Here is a 12,419-nt window from a genome sequence, read left to right as displayed (position 1 = left end):
GTCCCTGTCACCGGAGGCTGCTCACGTCAGCGCCTCCTCCTCTTCCTCTTCCGCCGCCGCGTCGCGCCGCGCTACCCCGCTCTGCGCGAGCTTGCTATGCGTGCCCCTGCTATGCGCGACCCTGCTATGCGCGGCCTTGACGCCCTCAGCCAGATCGCTGCGAAATCGCACGTAAGGCGGCTTCACGCCATGGATCAGAAGCGTGCGCCGGATCGCGGGAGACGCTCCGGTAATATAGACGGGCGCTCGCCGGCGATGCGTTTTGTGCACAAAGCCCTCAATCGCTGCAGCTCCGGAGGAATCGATCACCGGCACGTCCGAGAAATCGATGACGTAGGCTTTCGGATGGTCGCCAATACTGTCGAGCGCCGCGCCGACATTCGCCGCCGCCCCGAAAAAGAACGCCCCGGAAATCCGGTGAACGGCCACATCGGGATCAGTGGCGAGGGCGACATCATACGCTTTCCGGCCATTGCCATTGACCCTGACCGACTCGTCCCCGTCGGTCAGCGAACGCGCGTTCTCGACTTCCACCATCTTCGCCATGCGATGCAGGAATAGGAGCGCCGCGATACCGAAGCCGACAAGAATGCCTTCGATGAGGCCACTGAAGATCACCAGCAAGAACGTAACCACTAATACCACCGCGTCGCTGCGCGAGGCACGCAGAAGCATTGCGAATGCGTGCCTTTCGGCCATGTTCCACGCGACCACGGCCAGCACGGCGCCGAGCGCGGCCAGCGGGATGTACGAAGCGAGTGGTGCGGCGACGAGCATGAACAGCAACAAAAACACCGCATGCAGCATGCCCGCGACCGGGCCGTGCGCACCGGAGCGCACATTCGTCGCTGTGCGGGCGATCGTGCCGGTTACACAGAAGCCGCCAAAAAACGGGGAAACGATGTTGGCTATACCTTGCGCCACAAGCTCGCAGTTGGAACGGTGTCGCTCTCCGCTCATGGAGTCGGCCACCACCGCCGATAACAGGCTCTCGATAGACCCCAGCAGCGCGAATGACAGGGCAGCGGGCAGCACCTCAGTGATCTTCTCCAGCGAGATCACGGGGAGCATGGGTGCTGGCAGCGTTTGGGGAATGCCACCGAAACGGGTGCCGATGGTCTCTACCGGCAGGCCGAGCAACCAAACCGCAACCGAGGCAACACCGACCGACATCAGCATCGCAGGCCAGTAGGGACGGAAGTAACGTATCGCGACGATCAACGCGATCGTCGGTACGGAGACGGCCACCGCCGCCGCGTTTATGGTCGGCAATGCCGCGCTAATGGCTGCCAGCTTGTGAATCAGCTCCCCAGGCTCTTTGCCCGCAAGAGTGAGACCGAGTAATTCGGTGAGTTGGCTGGCGAAGATGATCACGGAGATACCCGCCGTGAACCCAATCGTCACCGGAAACGGAATATATTTGATGAAGGTCCCGAGCCTCAGCAGTCCCACCACAAGCTGGACGACGCCCGCAATCACGGTGGCAAGGAGCAGTCCTTCCACGCCGTGAAGCGCGACGGTCGTGGCGACAAGGACGATGAACGCGCCCGCAGGGCCGCCGATCTGAAATCGGCTGCCGCCAAGAAACGAGACGATGAATCCGCCGATGATCGCAGTGTACAAGCCACGGTCCGGAGTCACGCCGGAGGCGATGGCGATCGCCATGGAAAGCGGCACCGCCACGATGGCGACGGTCAGCCCGGCGAGAACGTCTGCGCGGAAATCCCTAAAGTGGTAGCCTTCCCGGAGGACCGTGACGAGCTTGGGTGTAAATGCTTCAACAAAGGTCGGTTCAACCGATCGCGCAGTCATAGCCATCCCTTATTTTATGCCGCTTGATGAATGGAGGGATCATCCGGGGGCAGGCAGCTGCCGTCCGGTAATTTTTGCTTTTGGTTAGAATGTGTTATCGCCTGGTGGGGAGTCTGGGTGCGTGAAGCGGGCTCTGCATCCGTCCCCTCGCTTCTCGCGTTCTCGACGATTTTGGTGAGCGTGTGGACGACCCAATGCACGATCCCCTCGCTGGCCTCCATCCGCTCGATCATCGGCTGCGACACCGTGGACATCTCGACCAGTTGCTTCTGGTCGGTGCCGAGTAAGGCGCGGGCAGCACGCATTTGCGTGGAGGTGATCAGGCTCGCTCTCCCGGCTCAATGTACCCTATTTTACATTCGTAATGTATCTTACTTTACATTTGAAATATCAAGTACGACAAATAACCGCACCTTGTAGCAGATACCTTCGTCGCCCGGCTATTACTGCCCGCGCCGCCTCAATATCAGGCTGCGATTTTTCCACGACAGGTCAGCCTTCCTGACCGAGCCGGCGATGGACAATCAGCGCCCCGGCAGGAAAACCGGAGCAGACGCAACAACAGGGGGCGAGGCACCCCGCCACATGCCGCGGATCGACCGAGGTCGGGGGAAGACTTTACCGTGGACATTCTATCGTCCAGCAACCACCTCGGAAGCTGCCATTCTATTGGAGCGGATGAACCAGGCGGCCAGCCGCACCGTTGGAGGTTGCATGGCGAACACTTTCCCACATGGCACTGTCCACGAAGCACGTGACGACCTTCAAGCAGCGTTGCGATCGGATCCAAAAGTCTTTGTGTTATGGGAAAGCCTGACGCCGCTCGGTCGGAATGAGTTCATCTGCTGGGTGGATGATGCAAAACAACCAAAGACGCGCCAGCGTCGCATCGAACGGGCCTGTGACGAACTGTTGGAGGGCAACAAACGCCCTTGCTGCTGGACAGGCTGCATTCACCGTACCGACAAAGCGCCAAGCCCATGGCAACAGGCAGTCTTGATTGATCGGTAGGGAAGAAAGGGCCGTAAACCGGCTTGAGCGCGGTCGCCAGCGCTCCACGATCCTTCACCTTGAAGCAGCGGGATCACGAGGTCTGACAATCCTTGCCAGACGTGAATCACTCCCACTCGATTGTGCCGGGCGGCTTTGACGTCACGTCATACACCACGCGATTCACGCCCTTGACCTCATTGATGATCCTTGTCGCGGTCGCACCGAGGAATTGCATGTCGAACGGATAGAAGTCCGCGGTCATACCGTCGGTCGACGTCACGGCGCGCAGGCCAACGACATAGTCATAGGTCCGGCCGTCGCCCATCACTCCGACCGTCTTCACCGGCAGCAACACGGCGAACGCCTGCCAAATCTTGTCATAAAGCCCGGCCTTGCGGATCTGGTCGATATAGACGGCGTCGGCCTCGCGCAGGATATCGAGCTTTTCGCGGGTGATCTCACCGGGGCAACGGATCGCGAGACCCGGCCCCGGGAACGGATGACGGCCGACGAAAATCTCCGGTAACCCCAGTTCGCGCCCCAGTACGCGCACTTCATCCTTGAACAGCTCGCGCAGCGGCTCGACCAGTTTCATGTTCATGCGGGCCGGCAGGCCGCCGACATTGTGGTGCGACTTGATCGTTACCGAAGGGCCGCCGGTGAACGACACGCTCTCGATCACATCGGGATAAAGTGTGCCCTGGGCCAGGAAGTCAGCCGATCCTTTTCCCAAGGCTGCGATCTTTTTTGCTTCCGCCTCGAACACGTCGATGAAGAGACGGCCGATGGTTTTACGCTTCGCTTCCGGATCGGTAACGCCAGCAAGCTCACCCAAGAATTTCTTCGACGCATCAACATGGACCAGCGGAATGTTGTAGTGATGGCGGAACAGATCCACCACCGTCTTGCCCTCGTCCTTGCGTAGCATGCCGTGGTCGACGAACACGCAAGTGAGCTGATCGCCGATCGCCTCATGGATCAGGATCGCCGCTACCGAGGAGTCGACACCGCCGGACAGGCCGCAGATCACCCGCCCCTTGCCGACCTGCGCCCTGATCTTTTCGATCGCCTCCTCGCGGAACGCGCGCATGGTCCAGTCGCCTTTCAACCCGGCGACCTTGCGGACGAAATTGCGGATCAGTTTTGCCCCGTCGGGGGTATGCACCACCTCGGGATGGAACTGCATCGCGTAGAACTTGCGCGCGTCGTCGGCGATCACCGCGATCGGCGAGCCCGGCGCTTTCGCCACGGCCCGGAAGCCCTCGGGCAGCTTTGTTACCCGGTCGCCATGGCTCATCCAGACATCGTGTGTGCCGCCCTTCTCCCAGACGCCGTCGAACAGCACGCAGGCATCGGTGACCTCGATGACAGCGCGGCCGAATTCGCGATGATGGCCGGCCTCGACCGTGCCGCCGAGCTGTCGGGCCATTGTCTGCTCGCCATAACAGATGCCGAGTACGGGCACACCGGCCTTGAAAATCGCCATCGGTGCCGCGGGCGCCTCCTTGTCGAGCACTGAGGCCGGCCCACCGGACAGGATCACCGCCTTCGGCTTCATCTCAAGAAAGGCTGCTTCTGCCTTCTGGAAGGGTACGATTTCAGAATAGACGCCCTCCTCCCGCACACGCCGCGCGATCAGCTGCGTGACCTGAGAACCGAAATCGATGATGAGAATCTTGTCGTGCGCGGAGATCGCGTGAGGGGAATGCTCGGCGGACGGAAGCGCGGATGAACTGCCTATCATGGCAAGCAAATACGCGAGCGGCTGCGGGGTCGCAACGGGGAAAGGAAGAGAACACACACGCTTCCGCCTCTCCCCATGCGACCAGGGGGGTGGCGCGCTCCCTATCCCTGTCGCCGCATCACCGAAACGAAAAACCCGTCCGTTCCCGTCCGCCGCGGTGTCATCAGAAGCCCCTCGTCCGACAAATAAACCGCTGCGAGAAAATCGTCTGTCATGTCCCACAACACGGACGCGGTCTGCGACGGCGGTATCACCCTAAAATCTGAATGCCGGTCGATAAACTTAAGGATTTGCTCGCCATTTTCCTGCGGCAATACCGAACAAGTGACGTAAGCGATACGTCCGCCCGGTTTGACAAAAGCGACTGCCCGATCAAGTGCTTCGGCCTGATCCTTCAAACGTATGTCGAGCGCACCGGGCCGCATCCGCCATTTCGCGTCGGGATTGCGCCGCCAGGTGCCAGTCCCAGTGCAGGGCGCATCGATCAGCACCAGATCGGCCGACTCCCTGATATCGGACAACGGTTCGGCTTCCCCTTTCGGGGTCCGGACCTCTGCGTTATGCACCCCAGCGCGGGACAGCCGCTCATGGATCGGCGCAAGCTGCCGCTTGTCGCGATCGGTCGCGATAAGACGGCCCCTGCCCTGCATCATGGCGGCCAGCGTCAGCGTCTTGCCACCAGCGCCGGCGCAGAGATCAATCACCTGCTCGCCCGGCTTGGCTCCGGACAGCAGCGCCGCGATTTGTGAACCCTCGTCCTGCACCTCGACGGCACCCTTGACGAATTCTTCCTCGGCCTGAATGCCGGGATTGCGCGCATCTGCGCCCAGCATGATTCTCAAGCCGAACGGCGACCACGGCGTCGCCGTCACGCCGAGATGTCGCAGCGATCCCAAAACCTTCTCGCGTTTTGCTTTCAGCGTGTTGACCCGCAAATCCAGCGGCGCGCGGCGCGCCATCGCGGCCGTCTCCGCCGCGCGATCGTCGCCGAACGCCTCGATTAAGTAAGGGTCGAGCCATTCCGGATAGTCGCCAGCGACATGGGCGGGCGCGTCCAGCAGCGAGCGCGAGGTCAACGCCTGCCGCTCCCCATCGGTCAGCGGTCCGGGCGCAAAACGGCTGCCGTCGCATAGCGACGCGATAGCGTCGGTATTCATGCCGCGCTCCAGCCTCAACATTCCGAACAGACGGCCGCGTGGGGTGTCGTCATCCATGATCCAGGCGCTGGAAGCCTGACGACGCAACATGTCGTAGACCAGTCCGGAGACTGCGGCACGATCACCGGAGCCCGCGAAGCGGTGTGCGGTGCCCCACTCCTTGAGCGCCTTCGCGGCCGGTACCCGCTGGTTGTCGATAGCTTCAATCACTTCGATTGCTGCGGAGAGCCGCGCGGCGGGTGTCATGGTCGACTTCCGATCTTGGCGGCGACGCCTACACGAGCATCATGCGGAGCGCGAAATAAATCCACATGACCAGCAGCACCACCACGCCCACGAACCACGCCAATCCCCGCTGTGGCACATTGTTCGAGGTCACGAAGATGCCGGCATGCACGAACCGGGTGATGACGAATACCCACGACAACACCACGATGACAAGATCGGCGTGACGAAGCGGTAGCGCCAACGCGATCAGGATGTAAAACAGTACTGGTATTTCGAACTGGTTGCTGAAGCAGTTTGCAATCTGCGTGGGGCGTGCGGACCAGTTCGGCTCGCGCAGCGCGATATCTTCGAACCGGGTCTCCCCCAACCTCAAAGACCTCGTCCGTGCAACGGCCATTCCCATCAGCAAGGCGAACGCCAGCCCGACCAACACGAAAACGGGCAAAAGCACCGCTTGAACAGACATCTCGTTGCCTCTGGATTGCGCCGCGACTTGGCAAGGACGGGATAAACTCAGGCCGCAATCGTGGCCAGAACCTTGTCGAAAGCAGCAGCGGCGGCTTCCAGATCATCGAACATGAGCGCGCCGTCGGCGGACTGCTTCTGGCCGTGGTTGTCGCGGATGGCATCAACCGGCGCGCCACCGTCGAGCATCGCCTGCGGCGCGATCACGAAGAACTTGTGTTCCGACATGTCCTGATTCTTGGGCAGGAACACACCGAGGGAGACGATATCGTTGCCGCGCCGATAGGAGATGTAGCGATCGACCGCGACGAATCCCGCGCGCTGCAATCCACCGAGCTTGGCCAAGCCATCGCCACCAACCAGCTTGTGCGCCCGGAAGCCCTTGACGCCGGCTGACTTCGCCTTCGCGGTTTCTTCCGACAGATCGTATTTCTCCGCCATTCGCCGGCCGATGGCAGCAAGCTGCGACGACATCTCGTGCTCAAAATCCTTCAGACCGGTGCGCGCTTTTGCAGCCTTCCGCGGCTTCAGGGCATTTCGTTTTTCGAGCTCCGCCTGGCATCGCGCGACAAGATCATCGACCGATTTCCGCTCTGCATTCGCCAGCAGGTTTTTGAGACCGGAATCTGAGAGCTCCCCAATTCTGTCGTCTGTCCAATCGACCATGTTCTTAGATTCTCTTGTGATGGTCCGTTAATGTCATTTCCGGAAAACGGCGCAACGAAAGCGCTATCCCCGGGCAGGAAATCTCGGCAGTACACAGTAACCCGTTTTCGCGCCGCTGTGCGGCTCAATTTGGGCGATTTACCCTCACCAAGGCGCGAGTTCGTTTCATTTTGCGAGTGCTGCGCGTAAACTTTCGATTGAGGATGCTAGCTGCCGCCTGGATAGTTCGGGCTTTCGCGCGTGATCGTGACATCGTGGACGTGGCTTTCGCGCAAGCCCGCGCCGGTGATGCGGACGAAACGCGCCTTGCCATGAAATTCGGCGATGTTGCGCGCGCCGACATACCCCATAGCCGCGCGCAGGCCGCCAGCAAGCTGGTGCATGACGTTGCCGACGGGTCCCTTATAAGGCACCTGTCCCTCAATGCCTTCCGGAACGAGCTTCAGCGTATCCTTGATGTCCTGCTGGAAATAGCGGTCCGCTGATCCCCGCGACATCGCTCCCACCGAACCCATGCCGCGATAGGCCTTATAGGAGCGACCCTGCCACAGGTACACCTCGCCGGGCGTTTCGTCGGTGCCCGCCAGCAGGGAGCCGACCATGACGATGTCCGCACCGGCGGCGAGCGCCTTGGCGAGATCGCCGGAATACTTGACGCCCCCGTCGGCGATCACCGGCACGTCGGCCTTACTCGCCGCCTCGACCGCATCCATGATGGCGCTGAGTTGCGGCACGCCGACGCCGGCAACGATACGGGTGGTACAAATCGAGCCCGGACCGATGCCGACCTTGATGGCGTCGGCACCGGAATCGATCAGCGCCTGCGCGCCTTCCGTCGTGGCGATGTTGCCCGCGATGACCTGTACAGCGTTCGACAGCCGCTTGATGCGGTTGACCGCTTCCAGCACGCGGCTGGAGTGACCATGCGCGGTGTCCACGACGATCAGATCAACGCCGGCATCGATCAGTCGCTCGGTGCGTTCGAAACCGCCTTCGCCGACCGTGGTTGCCGCAGCGACCCGCAGCCGGCCTTGCGCGTCCTTGCTAGCCAGCGGATGCGCCACCGCTTTTTCCATGTCCTTGACGGTGATGAGACCGACGCAGCGGTACTGCTCGTCGACGACCAGTAGTTTCTCGATGCGATGCTGGTGCAACATCCGCTTGGCTTCTTCCTCGCTGACGCCCTCACGCACCGTCACGAGGTTTTCGTGCGTCATCAGTTCGGAAACTTTCTGCCGCGGGTCAGTCGCGAAGCGGACGTCACGGTTGGTGAGAATGCCGACAAGCTTGCCCGGAGAGGCCCCGCTGCCGCCGGTCGTCACCGGAATGCCTGAAAAGCCGTGATCGCTCATCAGGGCCAGCGCGTCGGACAGCATCGCGTCCGGACCGATCGTCAGTGGATTGACCACCATGCCGGACTCGAATTTCTTCACCTGCCGCACTTGCGCGGCCTGGCCTTCCGCATCGAAATTGCGATGGATGACACCCAGGCCTCCGGCCTGCGCCATCGCGATCGCCATGCGCGCCTCCGTAACGGTATCCATGGCGGAGGCCATGATCGGGATGTTGAGCGGAATGGCGCGGGTAACGCGGGAGCTGATATCGGCTTCGGAGGGCAGGATGTCGGACGCACCGGGTTTGAGCAGGACGTCGTCGAACGTGTAGGCTTCTTTGATATCCCGAAATCCGTTTCCAAGCGCCATCGCCAACTCCATTGGGCGGCGCGGTCGCCGCGAAACCCATCAGGATGGAATGGCCGGTCGGCGACGCCCTAGCGTCGCCGACGAATTAAGTTCCATCGAATGGATTGGCGGTGGTCGATAGCACGGCAATCCCGGGAATCAAAGCGTCTGGCTGCCATGCAGGGGCTTTTCCCGTCCGTTCAACGCGGATAGTTCGGAGGCGGCCCATGCTCCCGGATCGCGTCGACCACCTCACGGTGCCGGCGATCCTCCCGCTTCATGTAGACAGCAATCACGGCGTGCGCTGACGGCACCAGGAAAAGGACGGGGAAAATCCACCCGAAAATGACGCAAAACACGATCACGACCACGTTCAGGATTGCCGAGAATGGCTGACCGTTGAACAGCAGTCCGAGCGGCGGCAGCAAGGCAGCGAGCACATAGATCATCGTTGGCCCTCCCAAACACACCAAGGATTTAGGAACGCTTGGCCGCTCCGCAATAGCGCGCCGGCCCAAATCGGTGCTACAGCCCGCCTCCCATCCGCTTGCCCTCAGCACTTGCATGAACAAAGAACGCCTGATCCCGCTGATCGTCGCCGCCGCCCTGTTCATGGAAAACAAGGAGAGCGGATAGAAGTCATTGCGGCACAAAGGTTATTTACACTGCTGCTTTAATTTCCCGGATTTTTCCCGTGTTGTTAAAGCCGGTCGATGGTATCGCTAAGTTCGTCAACGTTCGTGTGAGCGTACCGCATGACCATATCAAGCGTCTTCCAGCCACCGAGCCGCTGTAGCGCGCCGAGGTCGCGGTTCTTCTGATAGTGCCACGTTGCCCATGTGTGGCGCGTGTCGTGTATCCTGAATTTCTCGATACCGGCCCGCTTACCGGCCCGCTTAAACACGGTCTTGATCCTGTCACTAGGCCGCGTGTCCTTCGGATACTCAGCGCCGTCAACTCGACGGAATACATCACCGCCGTTAAGCCGTCGCGCTGATAGCATTTCATATAGAGCATCTACCACTAACGGATGCAGAGGCACGCCACGGTCCGTACCGTTCTTCGTATCAATGAACTGCACATGCCTGCGCTTTAGGTCTAAGTCCTGCAACTGCAAACCCATAGCCTCACCGATACGAGCACCAGTATAGAACAGGAACATGAGCAGAGGCTTTATGTGTCGCCCTTGATCTATGAACCTGTGCGCTTCCTCCTTAGTGAGCCAGCGTATTACACCATCGTTCGTGGCAGGCCACTCGAACGTAACCTTGTTGCACCAGTCTAGTGCCACAGCGTGCGACAGGATCGCAGACATCGGTGTATAGTAGTGCGTACGGCGAGACGCTGGCTGCATTCCGGGGAACAAAGTCTTAGCACCTGCATGAATTTCCTCTGCGCCTATCTTAGACAGCTTCGTTGTACCAAAGTGCGCTAGTATGTCGGCTAATCGGTAGCTCTTGCAGCCACCGTTTTCGATGTAGCTAAGTGCAGCCTGAGAGAAGAGCGCAGTTACGCGCTTACCATGGATGCTCTCTTCGAGCAGGTCTTTCTCTCTGGTCGTCTTGTACTCTTCCGCGAGCCTGCGCTCTCGGATAGCAATCTTAGTGCTTTCGTCCACGCTGATGCCCCTGACGGTGCCGCGTAAATACCAGTACGGCGAGCCGTGCCGCCTCACGAGTTTCAACATCGGTTGCGCCTTAGGATGGCTACAGCATTAGCCTGCTCTGAGAATCGGCTATAACTAGTATGATTTATTTGGTCAATAACTCATATGAGAAATAAATTCAGACTCGCAGCGGCACTTCAGAGATGGGACGCAAAAAACGATGGAGCGAAGACATGCAAGCCCGGTTCGCTGATGGGACGTTTGACCGCATAGCCGACGTCCTAGCGCCGGAAGAAGACCGCACAGAGTTCGTGCGGAGGGCTGTAGAAAACGAACTGAGACGTCGCGAGGTTTCCACTAAGAATGGCAAAAAAACAGATACGCGCGCGAATACGCCAACGCAGCGCAGAAAGACCTGAGAGGCGGCCCGGGGTGCTATCCAGACCGCTGGACGTGCACCGATGGTCCGATCACCCGGAACTGCGGGTATGCCTCGCCGATCTGGTGAGCGAGATTGGCTTGCTCGAGAAACGGAGCCGGGCACGCTCGCGAGCTAACGCCAATCGGTTCAGTGACACAGTAAGAGCTCTCATTCTTGACTTGTACGTTGCTTGGCAATCCGACCCAATCTCTGCGGTTGGAGTAGCCCTTGGCAAGAGAAGTTTTGCTAGACGCACGCGGTATGATGCGCTGTTCCTTAGATATGACGCACTCGTCTCGGTACTTCGTGGTCTCCTCGCGCTTGAATATGCAGAGAAAGTTCTCAAGGGATTTCATGATCCGCGCACCGGAATTGGTCGCGTTACTCGAATACGCGCGACGCAAAAGCTAATCGATTTACTGACTGGACCGGGCGCGTTGACATTAGCAAAGTTAAACCATCGTCCAGATGCGAGCGAAGTCATCGTTTTGCGTGATGGCAAGGGTGACGTTGAATATAGGGACAATAGTACGACGAGGAAAATGCGTTCTGATCTCAACCAGATCAATGCAGCACTCGCATCGCATTGGCTCGATCTATTTATACCGGACAGTCAAATGGGGGACCTAAATGCAAGAATGCTCGGCAAGCATCGAAAGGACGAAAATAAGCCAGCGCGTCTTGATCTGACTGCAAAGCGCCTACGGAGAATTTTCAACAACAACGATTGGGGCCAAGGCGGACGTTTCTACGGAGGTTGGTGGCAGACCATACCTAAGGAATACCGTGCACATATAACAATCAACGGAAAACATATCGTCGAGATCGATTACTCGGGGATGCACCCTGCTTTATTGTACGCAGAGGCTGGTGTGAAGCTCGATCCGGGTGTTGATCCTTACGATATTGGCAAACCCAACGTACCTAGACACATTGTAAAGATTGCATTCAATAAACTAGTGAATGCATCAAAGGGAACGAGAGCGACACCGGACTTTGATGGGCAGCAGTTCGGCATGTCATGGTCGCAGCTTGTGAAGCTCATCAGACTAAGGCACGAACCGATCGCGCACTTTTTCAATACAGGGTATGGCTTACGTTTGCAGAACAGAGACGCAAAAATCGCTAATCGTATTATGCTGCGCTTCTTATCTAGCGGTTACGTCTGTCTACCAATACATGACAGCTTCATCGTTCATCACGCATTAAAGTGCGAACTTGAAAAGATCATGGAGGATGAGTTTCGTACGGAAGTTGGTACGGATGTCGTCGCGAAAACAAAGTTCGATGTAATCAATGCAGGGGTTCGATGGGAGGATGAAGATGATGATACTGACATGGCAAACCCTCTATCTGGCCTGCTAGGGAAATATGCCGGTCATGAAAGGAGATTAGATAACTGGTTTAGTATCCCAAGGAATTAAACCCATGGTAGCTGCGCTAAGCCATGGGCATTACTAGGACGGCTAAGGAAATTCCGGCGAAGTCTCAAATATTTGCAGAGCCGTTGCCGGGATGCAAAGATGGGCGGCTTTCATCCTAGGCTCGAACACGCGCGCATTCTTCCCGGGGAGTGCGGTCTTCCTAATAGGGAGCGGGTTTGTTGCAGGGCACGGCGGTCACTGCAGCCTACCGGTGCGTTTTC

At 59.0% G+C, this 12,419-nt stretch carries 11 protein-coding genes; 2 read left to right on the top strand and 9 right to left on the bottom strand.

Going from position 1 to position 12,419, the window contains the following annotated elements; all coding sequences use genetic code 11:
* Positions 1 to 21: 21 nt before the first annotated feature.
* Both AC1RT6_RS01100 and AC1RT6_RS01095 read right to left on the bottom strand, forming a co-directional pair.
* On the bottom strand, positions 22 to 1,812 hold the full coding sequence (locus tag AC1RT6_RS01100; protein ID WP_079447192.1) for a SulP family inorganic anion transporter: 1,791 nt from the start codon (positions 1,810 to 1,812) through the stop codon (positions 22 to 24).
* Positions 1,813 to 1,826: 14 nt separating this feature from the next.
* Entirely contained in the window at positions 1,827 to 2,117 is a 291-nt protein-coding gene (locus tag AC1RT6_RS01095) for a helix-turn-helix domain-containing protein (RefSeq protein WP_374708917.1), read from the bottom strand.
* Positions 2,118 to 2,526: 409 nt separating this feature from the next.
* Between AC1RT6_RS01095 and AC1RT6_RS01090 the strand changes: the two genes are divergently transcribed.
* Positions 2,527 to 2,823, top strand: coding sequence for a YdeI/OmpD-associated family protein (locus AC1RT6_RS01090; protein WP_079447194.1), 297 nt, complete (start codon positions 2,527 to 2,529; stop codon positions 2,821 to 2,823).
* A 106-nt stretch (positions 2,824 to 2,929) separates the two neighbouring features.
* Here the strand turns inward: AC1RT6_RS01090 and guaA are convergent, their stop codons facing one another.
* From guaA to AC1RT6_RS01055, 7 genes are all read right to left on the bottom strand, one after another.
* Entirely contained in the window at positions 2,930 to 4,549 is a 1,620-nt protein-coding gene (gene guaA / locus AC1RT6_RS01085) for a glutamine-hydrolyzing GMP synthase (protein WP_079447138.1), read from the bottom strand.
* A gap of 101 nt (positions 4,550 to 4,650) precedes the next feature.
* Positions 4,651 to 5,952 (bottom strand): RsmB/NOP family class I SAM-dependent RNA methyltransferase, encoded by a 1,302-nt coding sequence (locus AC1RT6_RS01080; protein ID WP_493028927.1) that lies wholly within the window; start codon positions 5,950 to 5,952, stop codon positions 4,651 to 4,653.
* Positions 5,953 to 5,980: 28 nt separating this feature from the next.
* Complete coding sequence (locus tag AC1RT6_RS01075; RefSeq protein WP_079447140.1) at positions 5,981 to 6,400, bottom strand: MAPEG family protein; 420 nt, start codon at positions 6,398 to 6,400, stop codon at positions 5,981 to 5,983.
* A 47-nt stretch (positions 6,401 to 6,447) separates the two neighbouring features.
* A complete protein-coding gene (locus tag AC1RT6_RS01070; RefSeq protein WP_079447141.1) occupies positions 6,448 to 7,065 on the bottom strand; it encodes a hypothetical protein in 618 nt (205 codons plus the stop codon).
* Positions 7,066 to 7,271: 206 nt separating this feature from the next.
* Positions 7,272 to 8,768, bottom strand: a complete 1,497-nt coding sequence (guaB, locus tag AC1RT6_RS01065; RefSeq protein ID WP_079447195.1) for an IMP dehydrogenase — start codon at positions 8,766 to 8,768, stop codon at positions 7,272 to 7,274.
* Between the two features lie 179 nt (positions 8,769 to 8,947).
* Positions 8,948 to 9,196: a hypothetical protein gene (locus tag AC1RT6_RS01060; protein WP_079447142.1), complete on the bottom strand. Its 249-nt coding sequence runs from the start codon at positions 9,194 to 9,196 to the stop codon at positions 8,948 to 8,950.
* A gap of 251 nt (positions 9,197 to 9,447) precedes the next feature.
* Positions 9,448 to 10,434, bottom strand: a complete 987-nt coding sequence (locus tag AC1RT6_RS01055; protein WP_472790185.1) for a tyrosine-type recombinase/integrase — start codon at positions 10,432 to 10,434, stop codon at positions 9,448 to 9,450.
* Between the two features lie 423 nt (positions 10,435 to 10,857).
* Here AC1RT6_RS01055 and AC1RT6_RS01050 point away from each other — a divergent pair, with 423 nt between their 5' ends.
* Positions 10,858 to 12,198, top strand: a complete 1,341-nt coding sequence (locus AC1RT6_RS01050) for a hypothetical protein (RefSeq protein WP_472790187.1) — start codon at positions 10,858 to 10,860, stop codon at positions 12,196 to 12,198.
* The last annotated feature ends 221 nt before the right edge of the window (positions 12,199 to 12,419 follow it).

The organism is Nitrobacter sp. MLSD-S21, from assembly GCF_058809865.1.
The sequence above is the reverse complement of the archived record's forward strand: the minus strand, read 5'-3'. Positions and strand labels throughout refer to the sequence as shown.